16 protein-coding genes and 1 tRNA gene are annotated in these 22,004 nt (G+C 63.1%); 8 read left to right on the forward strand and 9 right to left on the reverse strand.

Annotation, left to right across the window (positions count from 1 at the left end; all coding sequences use genetic code 11):
• The first annotated feature begins 79 nt into the window (after positions 1-79).
• A complete protein-coding gene (locus ACTIGF_RS00635; protein ID WP_439635030.1) occupies positions 80-1,606 on the forward strand; it encodes an AAA family ATPase in 1,527 nt (508 codons plus the stop codon).
• Between the two features lie 43 nt (positions 1,607-1,649).
• Here ACTIGF_RS00635 and ACTIGF_RS00640 read toward each other — a convergent pair.
• Together ACTIGF_RS00640 and ACTIGF_RS00645 are read right to left on the reverse strand one after the other, a co-directional pair.
• A tRNA-His gene (locus tag ACTIGF_RS00640) sits at positions 1,650-1,726 on the reverse strand.
• A gap of 115 nt (positions 1,727-1,841) precedes the next feature.
• Positions 1,842-2,636, reverse strand: coding sequence for a M48 family metallopeptidase (locus ACTIGF_RS00645; RefSeq protein ID WP_439635031.1), 795 nt, complete (start codon positions 2,634-2,636; stop codon positions 1,842-1,844).
• 178 nt (positions 2,637-2,814) lie between these two features.
• Here ACTIGF_RS00645 and ACTIGF_RS00650 point away from each other — a divergent pair, with 178 nt between their 5' ends.
• From ACTIGF_RS00650 to ACTIGF_RS00660, 3 genes are all read left to right on the forward strand, one after another.
• Positions 2,815-4,851 (forward strand): AsmA family protein, encoded by a 2,037-nt coding sequence (locus ACTIGF_RS00650; RefSeq protein WP_439635032.1) that lies wholly within the window; start codon positions 2,815-2,817, stop codon positions 4,849-4,851.
• Between the two features lie 120 nt (positions 4,852-4,971).
• Positions 4,972-6,705 carry a gamma-glutamyltransferase gene (gene ggt / locus ACTIGF_RS00655; RefSeq protein WP_439636630.1) on the forward strand — a complete coding sequence of 578 codons (1,734 nt, stop codon included), beginning with the start codon at positions 4,972-4,974 and terminating at the stop codon, positions 6,703-6,705.
• 101 nt (positions 6,706-6,806) lie between these two features.
• Positions 6,807-7,748, forward strand: a complete 942-nt coding sequence (locus ACTIGF_RS00660; protein ID WP_439635033.1) for a beta/gamma crystallin-related protein — start codon at positions 6,807-6,809, stop codon at positions 7,746-7,748.
• 77 nt (positions 7,749-7,825) lie between these two features.
• On the opposite strand, the gene astB is transcribed toward ACTIGF_RS00660, so the two are convergent.
• From astB to ACTIGF_RS00695, 7 genes are all read right to left on the reverse strand, one after another.
• Entirely contained in the window at positions 7,826-9,175 is a 1,350-nt protein-coding gene (gene astB / locus ACTIGF_RS00665; protein WP_439635034.1) for an N-succinylarginine dihydrolase, read from the reverse strand.
• Between the two features lie 2 nt (positions 9,176-9,177).
• On the reverse strand, positions 9,178-10,629 hold the full coding sequence (gene astD, locus ACTIGF_RS00670; protein WP_439635035.1) for a succinylglutamate-semialdehyde dehydrogenase: 1,452 nt from the start codon (positions 10,627-10,629) through the stop codon (positions 9,178-9,180).
• Complete coding sequence (locus tag ACTIGF_RS00675) at positions 10,629-11,651, reverse strand: arginine N-succinyltransferase (protein WP_439635036.1); 1,023 nt, start codon at positions 11,649-11,651, stop codon at positions 10,629-10,631. The genes astD and ACTIGF_RS00675 overlap by 1 nt, the downstream gene beginning before the upstream one ends.
• Positions 11,652-11,675: 24 nt before the next feature.
• Positions 11,676-12,935, reverse strand: coding sequence for a hydrolase (locus ACTIGF_RS00680; RefSeq protein ID WP_439635037.1), 1,260 nt, complete (start codon positions 12,933-12,935; stop codon positions 11,676-11,678).
• A gap of 15 nt (positions 12,936-12,950) precedes the next feature.
• Positions 12,951-14,243: a cystathionine gamma-synthase family protein gene (locus tag ACTIGF_RS00685; RefSeq protein WP_439635038.1), complete on the reverse strand. Its 1,293-nt coding sequence runs from the start codon at positions 14,241-14,243 to the stop codon at positions 12,951-12,953.
• A 267-nt stretch (positions 14,244-14,510) separates the two neighbouring features.
• Positions 14,511-15,578: an OmpA family protein gene (locus ACTIGF_RS00690; RefSeq protein WP_439635039.1), complete on the reverse strand. Its 1,068-nt coding sequence runs from the start codon at positions 15,576-15,578 to the stop codon at positions 14,511-14,513.
• Between the two features lie 153 nt (positions 15,579-15,731).
• Complete coding sequence (locus tag ACTIGF_RS00695) at positions 15,732-16,934, reverse strand: CaiB/BaiF CoA transferase family protein (protein ID WP_439636631.1); 1,203 nt, start codon at positions 16,932-16,934, stop codon at positions 15,732-15,734.
• A 122-nt stretch (positions 16,935-17,056) separates the two neighbouring features.
• Here ACTIGF_RS00695 and recQ point away from each other — a divergent pair, with 122 nt between their 5' ends.
• The 4 genes from recQ (at position 17,057) to ACTIGF_RS00715 (ending at position 22,004) form a co-directional block, all read left to right on the forward strand.
• Positions 17,057-18,892, forward strand: coding sequence for a DNA helicase RecQ (gene recQ / locus ACTIGF_RS00700; protein WP_439635040.1), 1,836 nt, complete (start codon positions 17,057-17,059; stop codon positions 18,890-18,892).
• Positions 18,893-19,432: 540 nt separating this feature from the next.
• A complete protein-coding gene (locus tag ACTIGF_RS00705) occupies positions 19,433-20,812 on the forward strand; it encodes an ammonium transporter (RefSeq protein ID WP_439636632.1) in 1,380 nt (459 codons plus the stop codon).
• An 86-nt stretch (positions 20,813-20,898) separates the two neighbouring features.
• A complete protein-coding gene (locus ACTIGF_RS00710; RefSeq protein ID WP_439635041.1) occupies positions 20,899-21,603 on the forward strand; it encodes a TorF family putative porin in 705 nt (234 codons plus the stop codon).
• Between the two features lie 86 nt (positions 21,604-21,689).
• A complete protein-coding gene (locus ACTIGF_RS00715; protein WP_439635042.1) occupies positions 21,690-22,004 on the forward strand; it encodes a hypothetical protein in 315 nt (104 codons plus the stop codon).

The raw sequence follows: 22,004 nt of genomic DNA on the forward strand, positions 1-22,004 counted from the left end.
GTGAGAGGCGGATGACAGCGGACGGCAGGAGCGCCTATCGTCACCTCTCCCGCGACCAGATCGGCCGGAGTCGCCTCTCATGACTGAGCCTGCAGGGTCTCGCCCCATCGCCCCGGAACAGGCTGAGCTTGTCGCCTATCTGAGCACGTCAGAGGCGCATGATGGCGAAACGCCCCAGCGCATCGACACGCATTTGTCGCACGTGTTTATGGGCCCGCAGATTGTCCTGAAGCTCAAACGCGCCCTCACATTCGACTTTGTGGATTATTCCACGCCCGACCAGCGCCGCAGATATTGTGAGCGGGAGCTGGCCGCCAATACCGATTGGGCGCGATCGCTGTATCTGGACGTCGCACCGGTCTGGAAAACGCCAGATGGATTTCAGATCGGCGGCGACAGGCCCGGCGACACTCCCGTGGACTGGCTTGTGCGGATGCACCGGTTCGCGGATGAAGACCGACTCGACAAGCGTCTGGAGGCCGGCAGGCTGACACGGGCGCAGGTCGAGCGCTTCGCCGACGATCTGGCTGCAAATCATGAGCGCGCGCCGCAGAGCGCCCAGACCGGCGCCTCGGAAACCGTCTCAGGCCTGATTGATCAAATCGGCGGCGATCTGCAAAAAGTGGAGACGGATCAACACGACAGGGACAGGAGCGCGCGCTGGCGCGAGCTGGCGCACTCAGCGCTGAAGGCGCATCATGCGTTGTGCGAAGACCGGGCGCGACACGGCAAGGTGCGTCAGGTTCACGCCGATCTTCATCTGAAGAATATCTGTGTCTGGCGGGACCGGCTCGTCGGTTATGACGCGTTGGAATTTGACGATGCGCTGAGCACGATTGACGTGCTCTACGACGCCGCCTTCCCGGTCATGGATTTCCTGCATTTCAAGGCGGGCTGGGCGGCGAACGCTTTGCTCAATCGCTATCTCGCCCGGAGCCGAGATTATGACGGCCTGCCGCTGTTTGATCTGTATCTGTCGCTGCGCGCCGCCGTGCGCGCCATGGCGAACGGTCTGTCCGGTCAACAGGCAGAGGCCGACGCCTATCTTGATCTGGCGCTGAAAAGTCTCGCCCCTGCGCCGGCGCCCCTGCTGATCGCTCTGGGCGGCCGCTCGGGCACCGGCAAATCCACCCTCGCCAGCGCCATCGCGCCAACGCTGGGCAAGCGCCCCGGCGCGATCATCTTGCGCAGCGACGTCATCCGCAAGGTCATGGCCGGACAGGCGCCGGAAGACCCCTTGCCGCCCAGCGCCTACACCCCTGAAGCCTCAGCCCGCGTGTATGCAGAGCTGGCGGCTCAGGCCCGCGCCTGCCTCGCCGCAGGCTATGCCTGCATCCTGGATGCGACCTTCCTGTCGGAAAAGTCAGAGGCGAATCTGGCCGACATCACCCAGGATTTTGACGGCGTGGTGAAAACGCTCTGGCTGGAGGCGCCGACAGACGTGCTGCGCGCCCGCGTCGCAGCGCGTCGCGGGGATGCATCCGACGCCAGCGTGGACGTGCTCGACATGCAATTGAAGGAAGCAGAGCCCGAAGACTGGACCCGCGTCGACGTCTCCGGCTCACGGGAGGACGCGGTCAAAGCGCTGAGACAGGCGCTGAGCTAGCAGAGATCAAGGCCCTGCGTGAGATCAAGAAATCTGGAGAAAATGGTACCGCCTCCCTGGATTGAACAGGGGACCTCTAGATCCACAATCTAGCGCTCTAACCAACTGAGCTAAGGCGGCACGCAATGCGCCCTGCCGGGGCTTGGAAGCCCGGTCGGCAGGGCGCGGAAACTAGCGCCGCGCGCGGCGGCGCGCAAGACCCGTGTCTGCGCTTTGCGCACACCCGTTTCAGTGCTCAGGCATAGCCCTGCTCGGCGATATGGCGCTCGAGATTTTCGATGCGCGTGGCGTCCGAGGGGTGGGTGGACATCAGCTCGATCGGCCGACGGGCGTTTTGCGCGGCCTTGGCGCGCCAGAACGCCAACGCTTCTGACGGACGGTAGCCCGACCGCGCCATGTAATCGACGCCCAGAATGTCCGCTTCCAGCTCGTGCTGGCGCGAATAGGGCAACAGCACGCCATAGGTCACGCCCGTGCCCAGAATGCCGGCCCAGGTGTCGCTGTTCTCCACATTGGCGGCGCCGAGACCGGCGTTCACCACTGCGAGCCCCAGCCCCGCCGCAGCCTGTTGCCGCGCGCGTTGGGCGGCGTGATTGCGGCTAAGATGGGCCACTTCATGGCCCATGACCGTGGCCACCTGATCATCATTGCTCATGGTCTCAAGAATGCCGCGATAAAAGGCGACCTTGCCGCCGGGCAGCACCCAGGCGTTTTGCTGGTCTGAGTCAAAGACCACAAATTCCCATTGGTATTGGGTCAGCCCCGACGCCGGCACGATGCGCTGGCCGACGCGGCGGACCTTGTTGTTCAGGTTGCGGTCCTGGCTGATGCGTTCTTGCTGGCGCGCCTGCTCCCAGGCGGCTTGCGAGGCCTGCATGATCTGGGCGTCAGACACGAGCGCCGCGCCAAGCCCGCCGCCATCGGTCGCACAGCCCGCCAGCGGAAACACCGTGCCCGCCGCCAGTCCGACCAGCAATTCGCGGCGTCCCATGGTGACGCGCGGCAACGCGTTCAGTTCGTCTTCGGTCATAATGGTCTCCCCCTGTATGATCTTCCGGCCTGTTCGCCATTAAATCGCCGCTTCCAGCCCTTACCTGCTGTGGCCAGACTGAGCGATATGGTGAATCATTGTCGCTCATCGCGGGAAATCCGCAAGCGGGGGACGGGCCGCGCCCGCCCTTGAACGTACTATTTTTGGAGCTGAGCCCATGCGCCGTCTGATTATCGCCCTGCTCGTCCTGTTCGTTCTGGTGATCGGCGTGGCTGTTCTGGCGCCCGCGCTCATCCCCGCGGACCTCATTCGCGAACGCACCCAGACCGCCGCCAGCCAGACCCTGGGTCGCGAGGTGCGGCTGACCGGCGATATCCGCCTGCAAATCCTGCCCCAGCTTCAGGTGCGCGCCGAAAACGCGGAGATCGCCAATGCGCCCGGTTTTGGCGAGGCGCCGTTCGCCGAGATGCAGGAAATGCGGGTGTCGGTGGCGCTGATCCCGCTTTTGTCACGCCAGGTGGAGATCGAGGAGTTCGTGCTGGTCGAGCCGGTGATCCGGCTTCAGTCGAACGCCCGCGGCAATAACTGGACCTTCGGCGACTCCGCTGACCAGACAGCGCAGGCGTCCTCCAGCGAGGGCTTCCGGCGCCAGCCCGGCGCCCTGCCCTTTGAAGCCAGCTTTGGCGATGTGCGCATCGAGAACGGCGCCGTCTATTTTGAGGACGGCGCCCAGAGCCGCCGGATCGAATCGCTGGATCTGAACGTGGAGCTGCCCTCCGTCGATGATCCCGTGCGCTTGCGCGGTTCGTTTGAGGCGGATGGCCGACCGATGACGTTCAATATCGAGCTCGGCTCCCTGCGCGGTTTCTTTGAGGGGCAGGAAACGCCCTTCTTGACCACGCTGAACGGTCCCTTGGCGGATCTGACGCTGGAGGGCCGCTTCCTGGAAAGCCCTGAGCTGGCCTTTGACGGCGATGTGGATGTGACTTTGCCGCTGCGGGCGCTGGCGCGCTATCTGGGCGCCGACCTGCCCGATGGCGACATTTTCCGCCAGTTCAGCGCCCGCTCGGCCCTGTCGGGCGAACCCGGCGTCGTACGCCTGCGCAATGCCGCCATCCGGTTTGACGATATCGCGGCCAATGGCGCGATGACGCTGAACTATGCTGGCGCACGGCCGCGCATCACGGGGGATCTGAGCACGGCCATGCTCGACCTCACCCCCTACATCCCCGCTGACAGCGAACCACAGGCGGGCCGCAACACCAATTCAGGCGTGTCGCAATGGAGCGACGAACCGATTGATCTGGCGCCCCTGCGCACAATGGATTCAGAGCTGACCATTCGCGCCGATGAGCTGAAAGCGCGCGATATCGAGATCAGCGACGTCACCGCTCTGATCAGTGTGGATCGGGGCCGGATGACGGCGCGTCTGAACCGGTTCCAGCTTTATGGCGGGTCGGGTGAGGCGGTCGCGGTGATCAATGCGCGGTCGAACACGCCCAGCTATTCCTTCAACGCCAGCCTGGACGGGCTGGAGGCGCAGCCCTTCTTGCAGGCGGCGGCGCACTTTGATCGCCTGATCGGCGATGGCGGCATGACCATGGACCTCACCGCCAGCGGCGCTAGCCCGGCGGCGATCATGAACTCGCTCTCGGGCACGGGACGGTTTGATTTCACCGACGGCGCGCTGCGCGGCGTCAATCTGGCCCAGATGATCCGAACCATTCAGACCGCGCTGCAGAACCGCGCCCTGCCCACGGCCTTCGCCGACACCGAGCAGACGGATTTCTCCAGCCTGGGCGGCAGCTTCACCGTCACCAACGGCGTGGTGCGCAATAGCGACACGACCATGCTGAGCCCGCTCCTGCGCGTATTGGGCAATGGCGAAATCGATCTGGGCGGTCAAAGCATTGATTATCGCCTCACCGCACGTGCGGTGCAGTCCCTGGCCGGTCAGGGCGGCGAGCTCGACCTTCAGGGGCTGGAAGTGCCGGTGCGTCTGCGGGGCGGTTTCAACTCGGTCTCCGCCGGGATCGACTTTGAAGCCGTCGCGCGCAATCTGCTGCGCCAGCAAGCCGGGCGCCTGATCGGCGGTCAGACCGGCGATAGCGGCGACGATGAAGAGCCCGCATCGCCCGAAGACGTGGTGCGCGGCCTGTTTGGCCAGCTCCTGAACAATGCGCGCAATGATGACGACGACGGCTCCGACGAGACGCCGGATGAAGGTGAAGGCCAGGGAGAAACGCCAAACTAGGTCTTGATCCTGACCGCTCGGGCTTATCTACTTGCCCCCAAATGCAAAGGCGTGAAGCCTGTCGCACACAAGGGGAGCCAGCAGATGAAAAAGATCGCCGCCGCCGGAGTGGTCGCCGCCATGGCCTTTAGTGAATTCGGAGCGTCAGCAGGCGCGCAGGATTTTTACCCTGGCGACCGGGTCAGCGGCGATCATTTCGCCACCCGCTCACCGGTCACCGCAACGAACGGCATGGCCGCGACCGCGCACCCGCTCGCCACCCAGATCGCGCTGGACGTGCTCAAGGCTGGCGGCAATGCGGTGGACGCCGCCATCGCCGCCAACGCGGCTCTGGGTCTGATGGAGCCCACGGGCAACGGCATTGGCGGCGACATCTTCGTCATCGTCTATGACCCCGAAACACGCCAGGTCTATGGCCTGAACGGCGCCGGCCGCTCGCCCCTGGGGCTGAGCTATGACGAGGTTGTCGAGATCGTCGGCGAAGACGGCGCCATTCCGCCGCTGGGCGCCATGCCCGTCTCCGTGCCCGGCACGGTGGACGGCTGGTTCACCCTGCACGAGCGCTTTGGCGAAATGCCGATGGCGGACGTGCTGGCCCCCACCATCCATTACGCGCAAGAGGGTTTCCCCCTCACCCAGACCATCGCCTATTACTGGGACCGCAACATGACCATCCTCGAAAACCGGTTCGCGCAGGACCAGTTCGAGGAGTTCGACAATGCGCGCGCCACCTATCTGACAGAAGACGGCGACGCGCCGTTTGAGGGCGAGATTTTCCGCAATCCCGACCTCGCTAACACCTTGCAGCAAATCGCCGAGGGCGGGCGCGATGCGTTTTATGAAGGCGAGATCGCGCGCACGATCGACGCCTATATGCAGCGCATCGGCGGCTGGATCCGCTATGAGGATCTCGCCAATCACCGTTCGGAATGGGTGGCCCCGGTCAGCGTCAATTATCGCGGCTATGACGTCTGGGAATTGCCGCCCCAGGGTCAGGGCATCGCCGCCTTGCAAATGCTGCAAATCCTGGAAGACTATGACCTCGCCAGCATGGGCTATATGAGCGCGGACGCCCTGCATGTTCAGATCGAGGCCAAGCGTCTCGCCTTTGAAGACCGGGCGCGCTTCTACGCTGATCCCGATTTCGCGCCGGCCCCGGTCGAGGCGCTCCTGAGCGAAGCCTACGCCGACCAGCGTCGCGCCCTGATCTCCATGGAGCAGGCGATGCAGAGCGTCACCCATGGCGATCCGGCGATTTTGGAAGACGGCGACACCACCTATCTGACGGTGGCGGACGGCAATGGCATGATGGTGTCGCTGATCCAGTCGAACTTCCGCGGCATGGGCTCAGGCCTCGTGCCGGACGGGTTGGGCTTCATGTTCCAGGACCGCGGCGAGCTGTTCAGCCTTGATCCCAACCATCCCAATGTCTACGCGCCTGGCAAACGCCCCTTCCACACGATCATTCCCGCCATGATCACCCAGGACGGCGACGGCGTGATGAGCTTTGGCCTGATGGGCGGCGGCATGCAGCCGCAGGGCCATGTGCAGATCGTCTCCAACATCATCGACTTCGGCCTCAATGTTCAGGAAGCGGGCGACGCTGCGCGCTGGCGCCATGAAGGCTCGACGTCTGAAACCGGTGATGCGGGGGAAACCGCGGGCGTGGGCGTCGTGCATCTGGAAAGCGGCGTGCCTTCAGAAGTCCGCGCCGCGCTGGAAGCCCGCGGCCATGTGATCGGCGACAGCGATGGCGGATTCGGCGGCTATCAGGCCATCTGGCGCGATCGCGAAACCGGCGTGCTGTACGGCGCCAGCGAGATGCGCAAGGACGGAAACGCCCAAGGCTACTAGGCTATTACATGAATGGCGGGGCGAAAACGCTTTCAGTCCCGGTTCAGGTTGGAGGCTTCATAAGGTGAGGCATACTCTGATCTGGTTGTTAGGAGACTGAAATGCGTTTCGCCCCTGTTTTGCTCGCCGCCATGGCCGGATTGGTCGTGACGGCGGATCTGGCCGAAGCCCAGCGCAATGGCCGCGGGGATCGCGGCGACCGTCAGCGGGGCGCCAGCATCACCCTTTTCGATGCGCCGAATTATCAGGGCCGGTCCGTGGTGATCGACTCTGACGCGGAAAACCTCGACTGGGTGAACTTCAACGACATGGCCAGCTCGATCCGCGTCAGCGGCGGGCAATGGGAAGTCTGTGTCGACGCCAGCTATCGCGGCTCCTGTCAGGTGATTGATTCCGATCTGCCGAACATGACCCAATGGGCGTTCAACGACCGCATCAGCTCGATCCGCCCGGTTCACGACCAGGGCCGCCGCGGCCGCACGCGCGACAATGGCGTCACCCTGTGGTCCGGCACGAACTTCACCGGCCGCAGCGTCACCTTGATCGAACCGGTTGGAAATCTGAGCCGGCTGGGCTTCAACGACGCCGCCCAGTCCATCGAGGTGCATTCGGGCGACTGGACCTTCTGCCAGCATGATGATTTTGGCGGCCGCTGTGTGGAGATTGATCGCGATGTGCGCAATCTGGGCACGCTGAACCTGAACCGCGAGATCACCTCCGCCACCAATCAGCGCATCCAGCGCGATGATGATTACGGCCCGCGTCCCGGCTATGGCTCCAACCGTGTGGATGGCGGCGTGCGCGGCGTGGCGACGGTCTTCTTTGCTGAACCCACCCTCAACGGCTATGCGATTTCCGCGTGTGAAGGCGGAGGCTATGGCCGCTGCGGTCAAAGCGCCGCGGATGATCTGTGCCGGGCCAGCGGGATGAACCGCGCGGTCTATTACGGCACGGTGCGCGCTCGGGGGGCCGTCTGGTCGCTGGATGAACGCCGCACGGTCCAAGGCCGTGAAGCATTGGCTGACGTGCTCTGCGTTCGCTGATCGTAAAGCGGGCCCATCAAGACAAACCCCGGCGCTGAGCGCCGGGGTTTTTTGTGTCAGCTGTCAGGCCAAAAGGCTCAGGCGCCCGCGCGCTGGAAGGGATAAAAATCCGAACCCAGCCCCAGAATGCCGGTCAGCGTATCCAGTGCGGCGCGGCTTTCCGTCACCAACGCCGGATCGCCCAGATCACCCGGCGCCAGTTCTTCGCGGTAATGGGTCTTCGCCCAAGCCGTCAGCGCCGCATAGAGCGCGTCATTCATCATCACCTTGGGATTGACTGACCTAAGCTCGGCCTCGGTCAGAACCACGCGCAAGCGCAAGCAGGCCGGACCGCCGCCATTGCGCATGGATTGGCGGACATGGGCGAATTTCACCGCGCCGATCGGACCGTTGCCGGCCACCATCGAGGCGCAATAGGCGTTGGTGGAATCCGTCTCTTCGGTTTCGCTGGGCGCCAGCAGGACCTGACGGTCCACTCCCGGCATGATCAGAAGCTGGGAGTTGAAGAGGTATGAGGTGATCGCATCGCCGAGCGGCACCTCGGCGTCGGGCACTTCCACAAAGATCGGCTCGAACAGACCGTCCGCGGCTTTGCGGATGGCGTCGAGCGCCGCGGCTTTGTCCTCAAAGGCATGTTCGTGAAAGAACAAGACCGGGCCCGTGCCGACGCACACCACGTCATTATGAAAGGCGCCGGCGTCGATGGCCTTGCGCGACTGGCGAATATGAACCGTGCGGTCAGGCTTCAGACCATGACGGCGCTCAACCGCTTCGCACGCTTGCAGGGTTTGCCGCGCCGGGTATTTGCCCGCCCAGGCTTCAAAGGCGTCGCGGCCATGCACGAAAATCTCGACACCCTGACCGCCATGCTCGGCGCACAGGCGCACATGATTGGCAGCCCCCTCATCGGCGAAGGCGGACTGATAGGGCAGCGTGTCATGGACAGCGAACCGGCTTGGATCGGGAAAGATCACAGACAGCGCCCGCCGGGTCTGCTCGCCCTCGATGGACCGGTGGAGCGCCGTCAGAAGGTTCGCCGGGGTGAAATGCAGACGTCCATCAGATGTGTCGGCGCTCGGGCTGACCGTCGCGGCGTTCGCCGCCCACATGGAGCTGGCCGACAACATGTTCAGCGCCAGAGCCGGTTGCGCCTTGTAGGCGGCTTCCCAGATCGCGCCGTCGCTGGCGCCTGAGAACCCCAGCGCTTTGAGTTGCGGAATGTAAGGGCGTTCCTGCGGCGGAAGCACACCCTGGACCAGGCCCGCATCAGCTAATGACTTCGCTTTCGCAAGCCCTTCCAGAACGCCGGCGCGCGGCGCAGCGATGGAGCCTGAATTTTTCGCGCTGGCCAGATTGCCCGGCGCAAGCCCGCCATAATTATGAGTCGGACCGACCAGACCGTCGAAATTGGCTTCCACCGCCGTCATGCCTAGAGCCCTTTCACCGGCATTTTCTCCACCGTCGAAGCCGCCTGTGTCGCGACCGGATAGGCGACATAATCCGCCGCATAATACGCGCTCGGACGCAGATTGCCCGACTGGCCCGGACCGCCGAACGGCATGGAGGACGCGGCGCCCGGCGTGGGGCGGTTGCGATTGACGATGCCGGCGCGGCTGCCCGCCCAGAACCGCTTCCACAGCGTTTCTGAGTCTGACACCAGCCCGGCCGAGAGGCCGTAGGCGGTGTTGTTGGCTTCTGCGAGGGCCGCTTCAAAACTGTCCGCCCTGCGCACCTGCAGGAGCGGACCGAAGACTTCCTCGTCCGGCGTGGTCACACCGTCCACATCCAGAAGGCCCGGGCTGACAAAGGCGTCGCCCAGCGCCATGCGCTCGGCCTTCACGATCGGCCTGGCCCCGAGCGCGATCAGATCATCCTGCGCTTTGAGCACATGGCTCGCCGCTTGCGCGGACACCAGCGGCCCCATGAAGGGCTCGGGATCGGCGTTCCAGACATTCACACTGAGCTTGCGGATCATCTCAACAAGATGCTCGACCACCGAATCGCCCGCCGCGCCCTTGGGCAGGATCAGGCGACGCGCACACGAACAGCGCTGGCCGGCGGTGATATAGCTCGACAAGACGGCGATCCGCGCCGCGGCTTCCGCGTCCGCAGCGTCCCACACCACAAGCGGGTTATTGCCGCCCATTTCCAGCGCCAGCTGGATGCCGGTGCGACCGGCGAATTTCTTGTGAATGAAGGCGCCCGTATTCCAGCTGCCGGTGAACAGCACGCCGTCAAGATCAGGATCGTCCAGCGCCGCCGCGCCGGTCTCGCGCGCGCCCTGCACCAGATTCAGCACGCCGGCGGGCAGGCCCGCCTTCTCCCAGCATTGCACCATGAACTCGCCCACTGCCGGGGTCAGTTCAGACGGTTTGAACACAATGGTGTTGCCCGCCAGCAGCGCTGGAATGATATGGCCGTTCGGCAAATGACCGGGGAAATTATACGGCCCCAACACGAACATCACGCCCAGAGGCTTGTGATCAAGCACGGCTTCGCCGAACTCGGTTTCGGTGACCTTGCGGCCTGCGCGCTCGTCATGCGCCTGGATCGACACGCCCACCTTCGCCGCCATGGCGCCGGCTTCGCCCTTGGTCTCCCAGAGCGGCTTGCCGGTTTCGCGGCTGATCAACTGAGCGATATGGTCGGCTTCCGCCTTGACGATATCGCCATAGGCCTGAACCACGGCGCGGCGCTCGTCATAAGAGGTCAGCGCCCAGTCTTCGAAGGCCGCGCGAGCGGCGGCGAAGGCCTGCCGGACGCTGTCGGGGGAGGCGCTGGATCCCGTCCAGACCGTCTCGCCGTCCGCAGGATTGATCGACACGATGCCGGCGCCGCCGCCCGTCACCCACTGCCCCGAGATAAATGCGGAATGCGCCATTAGCTGAGCTCCTTCGTCCACAGACGTACGGTTTGCCCTGCGCTGGCTTTCAGCGCCCGGGCTGCATCGGCATCCAGAGACACAGCGTCGCCTGTGACGCTGACTTCTGCATGCACGCATCGAAAATCAGGCATTTGATTGTTTGAGACCAGCGCCCGAACCCGCTCAGGCCCCGGCGCACTGTCCGCCACCGTCATCAGACGGCTGTCCTTGATGGTGCGCACATCGTCAGTCTCGCAGCTGACCAGCGGCCCCCCATCAAAAATGTCCACATAGCGATCATAGCGGAAGCCCTCATCCTCCAGAAGGCGCAAGGCGTTGGCGCCATGGGGATGGGTCTTGCCAATCACCGCCTGAACCTCGCTGGGCAGCAGGTCGAGAAAGATCGCGCTGCGCGGCATCAGGTCGAGGATGAACTGGTTGTCCGTCGAAGCCGACAGCGAATCCGCCTCTTCGAACGTCATGCGAAAGAACGGCCGGGTGACGTGCTCGTAGAAGACAGACTCTCCCGCCTCGTCCACCACACCGCGCAATTCCGACAAGATCCGCGAGCCAAAGCGCGACCGGTCCGCAGCCACCAGCATGTAGCGGCACTGCGATGTCAGCCGCCCGGCCCCCGATCCTCGCAGGGCGTCGCTGACGAACAGCGAGCCCACTTCGGTGCAGCCCGCGAAATCATTCACCAGCAACATGGCGTCCATGTCGAAGCGACGCTCCGCTTCATGGGACGACTGGGCGATGGTGAAAATCTTGAAATCGAAATAGGGCTTCTTCACCCCTACTTCCGCCTTCACCGCCGCCGTGCCGTAAACCTGGCCCGTCACATCATCTTCCAGCATCAGCTGGTAGACGCAGTCTGACCGGTCCGGCAGCTTGCCTTCAAACGCCTGTTCAGACTTGAGCAGCTTGGCGTGCAACGCTTCGTCATCAAGCGACAGACTGGTGAAGCCAGGGCCTGCAGCCCTCGCCAGATCGACAAATGCGGCATGGTCGTCAGACCGTGCGGCGCGCACCACGAGCATGGCGCGTCCCCCTTTTTACTATTATCAACCCGCCGGGCTGAGCGCGCGGGCGTCTGATGCGTTGAACCGGCCCCGAGCAAATTGCATCAACATCACCGCTGACAATTGTGCGCGTTCCACAAAGCTCGACAGCTTGGCGATCTCGCGGTCAGAGTGAATGTCGGCGCCGCGCACTCCCAGCGTATCCACATTCGGACAGCCGGACGCCCACAGATTATTGCCTTCGCAAACGCCGCCCGTATCGGCCCATTTTATGTCTAGACCTATGGCCTGTCCGGCGGTGCGCGTCCAGTCGAACATGCGCTGGTTGGCGGCGCTCATCGGCTTGGGCGGACGCGTGAAACCACCGTGAAGGTCCGCCGTGATCCCGTCACGCGCATCGGCGGCGCGCACCAGTTTCTCGATCTCGGTCTTGGCCCACAGGGCGTCCTCTTCCGTCTTCACCCGCACATTGAAACGGCAAATGCCCAGATCCGGCACCACGTTCGGCGCTCCGCCCCCGTCAATGCGCGAAACGTTGAAAGTGATGTCCGGACGCTGACCATTCAGAAGGTCCAGCCCGCGGGCGAAATCCGCCGCGGCGACAATGGCGTTGCGCCCCAGATGATGCTCACGGCCCGCATGGGCGGCCCGCCCCCGGCACCGGAGCGAGAAATTGCCCGAGCCCTTGCGGGCGCCGGCGAGCGAACCATCCGCCAGCGCCGGCTCATAGGTCATGCCCACATGCGCCTTGGCGCCGAGATCCATCAACACCGGCCCCGACCCCAGAGAGCCGATCTCTTCATCCGGGCTGACAAGAACGTCATAGCCGATCTGATCAGCCCAGGGGCTGCGCTCCAGCGCCAGCAGCGCGTGAAGCATGACCAGAAGGCCGCCTTTCATGTCAGCGACGCCCGGCCCGTTGATCGTGTCATCATCCAGAAGGCGCCAGTCTTCAAACCCGCAGCCCTTTGGGAACACCGTGTCATGATGGCCTGTCAGGACAATCCGCACAGGCGCATCGGGTCGTTTGGAGACCTTCATGGAGGGCGTATACGGCACCTCCTTGATTTCGCCATCGAGCTCCACGGTCGTTGACGGCTTCAGCTCGACCGCGCTGACATCACCCTCAAGTTCGGAAAACGCGTCAGACAACACAGACCGCATCGTTTCGAGCCCGTCGAGATTGCGGCTGCCTGAATTGATCTGCGACCAGGCTTTGACCGTGTCGATCATGTGATCGCCGCGGCTTTCAACCCAGTCGAGAATCTTGCGTTCGTCCTGGTCGAGGGAGATGTCAGTCATGGCTATCCTTCTGGTTTAGACCTCAGCGAGGGCCTGTTCGAAATCAGCGATCAGATCGTCTGGATTCTCCACCCCGATCGACACGCGAACCATGCCCGGATCAAAGCCAAGGCGCTGTTGAAGGTCCGGCGCCACAGCGGCGTGCGTGGTGCTGCCCGGATGGCAGATCAGGGTTTCGGTGCCGCCCAGCGACACGGCCAGCTTGGCCACTTTCAGCGCATTGAGCATGCGGAAGGCGGCGTCCTGCCCGCCTTCGACGTCAAAGGCGAAAGTCGAGCCATGCATGTCGCCCGACTGGCGTTTGTGAACTTCGTAATCGCGCGAGCCTTCTTCAAGGAAGCCCAGATACCGCACGCGCTTCACCTTGGGGTGATCGCGAAGATACTCAGCCACCTTGCGGGCGCCTTCAAAGGCGGCGCGCATGCGCAGGGTGACGGTCTCCAGCGAACGCGCCAGCATCCAGCAGGTGTGCGGATCGAGATTGGTGCCGATGCCCGAGCGCAGCTTGCGCACCGGCAGCATCAGCTCAGATGCGCCCAGCGCAGCGCCGCCGATCAGGTCAGAATGGCCGCCGATATATTTGGTCAGCGAATACACGACGATATCGCCGCCCAGCTCGAGTGGCTTGTGGCCGATCGGGCCCAGAATGGTGTTGTCCACCACCACCGGCGGGCGGTGACCCTGGCGTTCGCCGATTTCATCGGCGAGTTTGGCCATCAGCTGAAGGTCGACCACTTCATTGGTGGGATTGGTCGGCGTCTCGCAATACAGAACCGAAATGCGGCCTTGCTTCATGGCGGCGTCGACGACCTTGCGGAGCTCGTCTTCAGAAGCGCCCGCGAAGAAATCTGCGCTGGAAATGCCGTATTGCGGCAGGATCGAACGGATCAGGGTCTCCGTGCCGCCATAAAGCGGCGTGGATTGCAGAATGACGTCGCCAGCCTTCGAATGCGCCATCAATACCGTAGAGATAGCGCCCATGCCCGATGAGAACACCAACGCATCTTCAGCGCCTTCAAACACCGCCAGGCGATCTTCGAGCACTTCCATATTGGGGTTGTTGAAGCGTGAATACAGAAGGCCGGCGGTTTCCGGGTCGCCGGCTTCTTTCTTGCCGCCCATGATGCGGAAGTAAGCCGCACCCTCTTCCGCCGTCGCAAAGGCGAAGGTGGAGGTCAGAAACACCGGCGGCTTGATGGAGCCCTCTGACATTTTCGCGTCAAAGCCATAGCTCATCATCAGGGTTTCAGGGCTCAGCGCGCGGTCGCCCAGCGCGCGTTTGCGATAAGGGGTGTCCGGCTTGCTCATGGGCCAGTCCTTCTTCAAGACGCCCCGACGCGAACGGACGGGCGTGCAGATCGAATACGGTGATGGCAGGTTCTTGCGACGCGCGCCCCGTGGGGTCAACCCGCCGCCGTCGACCAGGTCCAGCCCCGGCGCTCACAGACGCGCTATGTTGCAGCGCAGTGATCGCACACCAGAGCCGGATGGCCTTGCGGGCCGGAGACTTTGCAGAAACGAAAACGGCCCGGCGCATGAAGCGCCGGGCCGCAATCTTTCGCCAGTGCGATAGACCTAGTTGAGGTCGATCATCACTTCAGCGCGACGGTTCAGCGGCTCACGCACGCCATCCGGGGTCTCAACAGCCGGGCGGCTTTCGCCGAAGGCGTCGAGAGAGATGGCGGACGACGGAACGCCAAGGCGCACCATTTCGTCGCGGACCGCACGAGCGCGGCGTTCGGACAGGCCGACGTTGTAGGAGGCTGCGCCCGAACGGTCAGCGTGACCGTCGATGTTCACAGACGCCACACCACATTCGCGAGCCTGGTTGACGGCCTGGTTGATCACCGCAGCTGCCTGGCTGGAGATCTCGGAGCGATCCCAAGCGAAGTAGACCACGAAGCCAGCGTCGTCACACACCGGCGCCGGAGGCGGCGGGGGCGGCGGAGGCGGCGGGGGCGGAGGCGGAGGAGGCGGCGGGGGCGGCGGCGCTGCAGGCTCCGGAGCGGAGAACAGATAGCGCAGGCCGATCCAGGCCTCATGACCGCCGACGCGATCCAGCTCGAGGTTCGGCGCGTAATCCGTCTCGCCGTAACCGAAGTAACGATACTCGGTGTCCAGCGTCAGGTTGCGGGCCAGTTCCCAGCCGATACCAGCGATCAGCTGATAGCCGAGCGCCACGTCGGAATCGTCAACCGCGACGAAGTTGGACGACGCGTTGTACGTGCCGGTGTCCCAACCCATTGCGGAGATGTCAGACTGAACCCAGCCCAGACCACCACCGATATAGGGGGTCCAGAACGAGCCGGTGTCGAAATCATAGATGAGGTTCAGCATGCCGGACCAGACTTGGAAGTCCGAGCTGCTGTTCTCAAAATTGCCGACGGCGCCGGTGTCGTTGAAACGGTGAGCCAGCTCACCTTCCAGACGCCAGTTGCTGTTCCACTGGTAACCCAGGGCCAGCTTTTCGCGAATGTCGCCAGCGCCCTGAATTTCACCATTCAGGCTGCCAGTGACGTCAACGTCGCCCGGCGCGCCATAACCCAGCGCACCACTGACGTACCAACCTTCATCCGCAACCGCCATGGACGGCGCGGCGAGGATGGCCCCAACGGCGACTGCCGAAAGAAGCTTTGTTTTCATCCTATCCCCCTCCGGGCGGAGAACGCCCTTCGTGTGAGCATTAAGTTTAACATAGGCCCCAACGCATCACGATGCGCTCCAGTTCCATGTCATAACCATCGATACCTGATTTAATTGCACAACACCACTGGCGTTGTTGTGGAATCGGGGTGCTCAGCACACGATAGAGCGCTCTCGGAGGCTCTGTATTTCATTTTCAGTCAACCCGAGGCGTTCTTGCAACACCTCAGACGTGTGTTCTGCAAAGCGCGGGGGCGCTTTGCAGTATTGCGGCCCGGTCTTGGACAGCCTCATGGGATTGGCGATCATGGGCGCATCCCCCACCCCCGTCATGGGCAAGCTGAAGGCCAGCTCTCTAGCTTGCGCCTGCTCATGACTAAACACCTGATCCAGAGCCAGAATCGGACCGCACGGCACGCCTGCGGCGTGCAGGCGCTCTGTCCAGCATGCCGTCGTCTCCGCATTCAAAGTGAGCGTGATGTCAGCAATAAGGACCTCTCGATTGGCGACACGGTCCGCATTACGCATGAAACGCGAATCACTCGCCCAGTCAGGCCGGCCGAGCGCCTGTGCGAACGCTTGGAACTGTCCGTCATTGCCGACAGCGACCGCTATGCGGCCATCGGAGGTCGGAAAGTCCTGATAAGGAACAATATTCGGATGCGCATTGCCCTGTCGCCCCGGAGTTTTGCCTGAGACGAAATAATTGGCCGCCTGATTGGCCAGCATCGCTGTCTGCACATCAAACAGCGCCATATCGATACGTTGACCGCCCTGCCCCTTTGTCCGGGCGATCAAGGCGGCCATCACGGCGCCGGCGGCGTAAACGCCCGTGAACAAATCCACAGCCGGAACGCCCACCTTCATGGGAGTCTCTTCGCCCGTAACGCTCATCAGCCCGCCCATGGCCTGGATGAGAAAATCGTAGCCGGGTTGGTTCTTCCAGGGGCCGGTCTGACCAAATCCGGTCACCGAACAATAGACAAGGTCGGGGTTGACCGCTTTCAGGCTGTCATAATCAAGGCCGTATTTCTTCAAACCGCCTGTCTTGTAGTTCTCGATCACGACATCGCTTTCAGCCGCCAGTCTCTTCAGCATCGCCTGGCCTTCAGCGTCCGCAATATTCACCGCGATCGAGCGTTTGTTGCGGTTCGCGCACAGATAATACGCGGCGTCCGCGGCCTCTCCATGCTCATCGGTTAGAAACGGCGGCCCCCAACGCCGGGTGTCGTCGCCGGATTTGGGGTTTTCGACCTTGATCACATCCGCGCCGAGATCGCCCAGAATCTGGGCGCACCAGGGCCCTGCCAGCACGCGTGACAAATCCAGAACCCGTATGTGAGACAATGGCGCAATGCTCATGGACACCCCCTGTCAGCGCGTTGAGACCCTTAGCGCTCTGGGCTACCCTCGTGTCCACGCCAGCGCAAGCAGCCCTTGCGTATTGCTCCGGGCCTCCCGCCGCCTAGCCTGCACCCATGGCGCACAGCGATTCGACTCTTCCCCCTCAGCTCGACCAGGCCCGTCAGACGATGGCGGAGGTGTTCGGGTATCGCGATTTCCGGCCCGGCCAGGCCGAGATCATCGACAGCGTCCTCAAGGGCCGCGACGTGCTGGCCGTGATGCCCACAGGGCGCGGCAAATCCATGTGCTTTCAATTGCCCGCTTTGCTCAGAGGCGGGTTGACGGTGGTGATATCCCCGCTGATCGCCCTGATGCGCGACCAGGTCAGCGCCTTGCAGGCCGTGGGCGTGAACGCCGCCGCCCTCACCTCGACCGATGAAGCGCAAGACCGCGAAGCGGCGTGGCGCGCCCTCGATGACGGCAGCTTGCGCCTTCTGTACATGGCGCCCGAACGCATGGCGGTTCCCGGACTGGCCGAACGGCTGGGCCGGGCGGGCCTGTCGATGATCGCTGTGGATGAAGCCCATTGCGTATCGCAATGGGGCCATGACTTCCGTCCCGATTATCTCAGGATCTCAGACTTCGCCCAGGCTGCCGGCCGGCCGCAAATCGCCGCCTTCACCGCCACGGCGGACGCCGCTGCACGGCGCGACATCGCCGGGCGATTGTTCGAGCAAGCCCCCGACGAATTCGTTTCAGGATTTGACCGCCCCAACCTGCATCTGGCGGTGGGCGCCCGACGATCCGGCGCCGCCCAGATCATCGATTTCGTCAAGGCGCGCCCCGATCGCGCCGGCATAATCTATTGTTCCAGCCGCAAGGCCTGCGACGATATCGCAGCCAAGCTGCAAGCGGAGAATGTTTACGCCCTCTCCTATCATGCCGGTCTGGACGCCCGAACACGGAGCTTTCGGCAGGACGAATTCGTCAAGGGCGACGGCGTGGTGATGTGCGCCACAATCGCCTTCGGCATGGGCGTGGACAAACCCGATGTACGCTATGTGCTTCACGCCGCCCTGCCGAGCTCCATGGAAGCGTACTACCAGGAAATCGGGCGCGCCGGACGCGATGGCGACCCGGCCGACACGCTGATGCTGTGGTCGCTGTCTGACGCAGCCTTGCGTCGCCGCCAGATCAATGAGGGCGATTCAGACGAAGACCGTAAACGCATGGAGCTGCGGCGCCTGTCCGCGCTGATCGCCTATTGCGAAGCCCCTCAGTGCCGCCGCCAGACCCTGCTGGGCTATTTCGGCGACGAGATCGAACCGTGCGGCCATTGCGATCTGTGTGATGACCCGCCCAAGCTGATCGACGGTCAGGTTCTGGCGCAAAAAGCCATGTCGGCGATCGCCCGCACGGGCCAGCGCTTCGGCCTGGAACACCTGATCAGCGTTCTGCGCGGCCTGAAAACCGACAAGGTGCTGGCGCGCGGTCATGATGGCTTGCCCACGTTCGGCGTTGGCGAAGACCTGTCCAAGGAACAATGGATGAGCGTGTTTCGCCAGCTCTTCGCCTCCGGCGCCATTGACCAGCCCATCGATGGACATGGCGAGTGGATCATCACCCCCAAGGGCAAAGAGATCCTGTTCGGCAAACAATCGGTCATGTTGCGTCCGCCCGAGGAACAGCGCGGCGTTCGCTCCGCCCGGGCGCGGCCCAGCGACGCCGCCGACCAGTTGCTGTCGGAGACGGACCGGGCGCTTTATACTGCGCTGCGCAAAAAGCGTCTCGAGCTCGCCAAGGAGTCCGGCAAGCCCGCTTACACCATCTTTGCGGACCGCACCTTGATTGAAATGGCGGCGAGTAAACCGCAAACCCTCGAGGACTTGTCACGCGTCTTCGGCGTGGGGGCCCGCAAGCTTGAGCGTTACGGCGAGGAGTTTCTCGCTATAATTGAAAACGAGATTTAGAATCTCGCCAAACGCGATAAATGCCATTTCGAGCGACCTCTATGCCCAAAAATCAGGATTGAGCGCCCGCTTATCGAGCATGGCATATCCATATGTCCGCATATTTTTTATAATCTTTGACTAAAGTCCTACCTGCCTGAGACCGTCCTTCTGCGGCCTCGGGGTCGTCTCTAAAACTAGAAGGCGGGCTGGTCCCGCCTTTTTTTCTTCCTTTGAAATCCAGAAGTGTATTCACGCCAACTGTGGCATCACCGCCATAGATATGCGGCGGAAAACAAAAGTTTTCACTTTTCTGTTGCGATGCAACAAACGCTCTGCAAAGGTTTTGTTAACGACAGACGCAGCCCAAGCTGCGCGGAGTTAGAGACGCACCGCCGGCCGCCGCAAACCGCGACGGAGGCAAGTATGAAACAGGACCAGACCGGCAGCGTCCGGCTCATCGGCGCGCAAGCGCGCCGCATCCTTCGTCGTATTCATTCGACCCGACTGGACGAGGCCGGCCTTGCTCCGTCCCGTCAGAGTGCGACCGAGGACATCATCATGACCGATTACACTGGCGCGCAGACAAGCCTGCGCGCGCGCGCCACGCGCCTGGGGGCTCTGGCGCTGACCGCTTTGAGTTTCACGGCCCTGGCGTCTGAATCCGCCTTCGCCCAGGTAAGCGATGAAACAGCTTATATTTTCAACACGCTTCTCTTCCTGATTGGCGGCTTTCTGGTGATGTGGATGGCGGCTGGCTTCGCCATGCTGGAAGCCGGTTTTGTGCGCACCAAGCACGCCGCTGTCATCTGCCTGAAAAACATCGGCCTTTATTCTGTAGCGGGCCTGATGTTCTTCGTCATCGGCTATAATCTGATGTATTCCGGCGTCGGTGATCATGGCGGCCTTCTGGGCACGCCATCAATGTGGTCGCCCTCCGAGACGGCGGCGGATGACGCCATCGACATCACCGCAGCGGGTTATTCCAGCGCCTCTGACTGGTTCTTCCAGATGGTGTTTGTGGCCACAACCGCGTCCATCGTGTCCGGGGCCGTCGCCGAACGCGTGCGCATCGGTTCGTTCTTCATCTTCACGGCGGTGCTCGCCGGGGTGATCTATCCCATCCAGGGATCCTGGGAATGGGGCGCAGGCTGGCTGGATTCCGAGTTCGGCTTCTCTGATTTCGCCGGCTCCACCCTGGTCCACTCCACGGGCGGCTGGGCGGCTCTGGCCGGGGTCATCCTGCTGGGCGCACGCCGCGGCCGCTTTGTCGACGGCAAGCCCGTGACCATGCACGGCTCATCCCTGCCGCTGGCGACGCTGGGCACCTTCATCCTGTGGTTTGGCTGGTTCGGCTTTAACGGCGCCTCGCAACTGGCCTTGGGCAGCGCAGCGGACGCCACCGCCGTGTCGCAGATCTTCGCGAACACCAATATGGCCGCCGCCTCCGGCGTCGTGGTCGCCTACATCGTCTCCATGCTGCTGGGCAAGGGCAAAGCCAATCTGGGCTCGGTGCTGAACGGCGCCCTCGCCGGCCTGGTCGCCATCACGGCGGAACCGCTGACCCCCACCATTCTGGAAGCCATCCTGATCGGCGGCGTCGGCGCAGTGATCGCCACCTTCGGCGCGATGCTGTTGGAAGCCATCCGTCTGGATGACGTGGTCGGCGCGATCCCGGTCCACCTCATGGCGGGCATCTGGGGCACCATGGCGGTACCGCTGACAAACTCTGATGCAAGCTTTCTTGGACAAGCTGTCGGCGTCGGCGCCATCGGGGCGTTCGTCTTCGTCACCAGCTTCGTTCTCTGGCTGGCTCTGAAAGTCACGCTCGGCATCCGCCTGAACCCTGATGAAGAAGAGATCGGCGGCGATCTCACCGAACTGGGACACAGCGCCTACCCCGAGTTCACACCCAAGAGCGCCCCCAAACCGGCTGAGTAACCGGATCGGCGAGGCGGCGGAAGCGTCGCCTCGCCTGCCCCGGTCAGCCTTATGACCGCCTACACAATCTTAAATGGAGAATAGCCATGAAACCCGCATATTTACTCGCAGCCAGCGTGCTTCCCCTGGCCTTGGCGGCCACAGCCAGCCTCTCCGCTGGAGCCGCACAGGCGCAGGAAGTCTCGGCGAATGTGGCGATGACCACAGATTACCGCTTCCGCGGCGCCTCGCTCAGCGATGAGGCCATCGCCATCCAGGGCGGCTTTGACGTTGCATTTGACTCCGGCTTTTACGCCGGGACCTGGGGATCGAGCATCGAGCCCGTGGGCAATTCGGAAATTGAGCTGGACCTGTACGCCGGATATGGCGGCACGGTCGGCGCGCTCAGCTATGATGTGGGCGTGATCGGTTACTTCTATCCCGGTGCGGAAGACGTCGCCTATGCCGAAGTCTATGGCAGCCTGACCGGCATGATCGGTCTGGTGGAGACCACCGGCACACTCGCCTACGCGCCCGAACAGGACAATCTGGGTGATGACGACAATCTGTATCTGAACCTCTCAGGCTCAGCGCCCTTGGGTGAATCCGGGCTCAGCCTGATGGCGGGCGTCGGCTATGAAACCGGCGCCTTCGGCGATCTGGACGGCGATGGCGACGACAAGGTCGACTGGACGATCGGCATCGGCGGCTCGGCCTATGGCGTGGACTGGTCGCTGGCCTATATCGACACCAGCGAAGACACGGACGGATCGGATGAAACCGCCGTCTTCACGATCTCCAAAGCCTTCTAGAGACAACGCTTTGTCCATGGGTGGTCTGAGACGGCGACGCCGTTTCAGACCACTTGTCTGTTACCCCCAGCCGCCAGAGGCGCGCCATGCGACCGAAGTTCCGCATCCCGTCTGATGAGACGCTCACAACCCTGTCAGAGATGGATCTGCGTCTGCTCATAGCGCATCAGAAATACAATGTGCGCGCCAGACGACTCGCCATGAAGGAACTGCGTGAAAGACCGGCCCCCTCAGGCTTTTCTGCGTCACAGACGAGCGCTCCGCCGGCCGTATCGGCCCCGCCTGCATCCGCGCCGGATTACAGGCCCAAGGGCGGTCTGGCGGATATCGCCTGGCTTGGCGTCCTGCTGGGCGCCGGCGCCCTGACGCTGCATGTCATCAGCTGGTGGGGCCGTCTTTAG

Source organism: Oceanicaulis sp. (genome assembly GCF_051859625.1).
Classification (GTDB): domain Bacteria; phylum Pseudomonadota; class Alphaproteobacteria; order Caulobacterales; family Maricaulaceae; genus Oceanicaulis.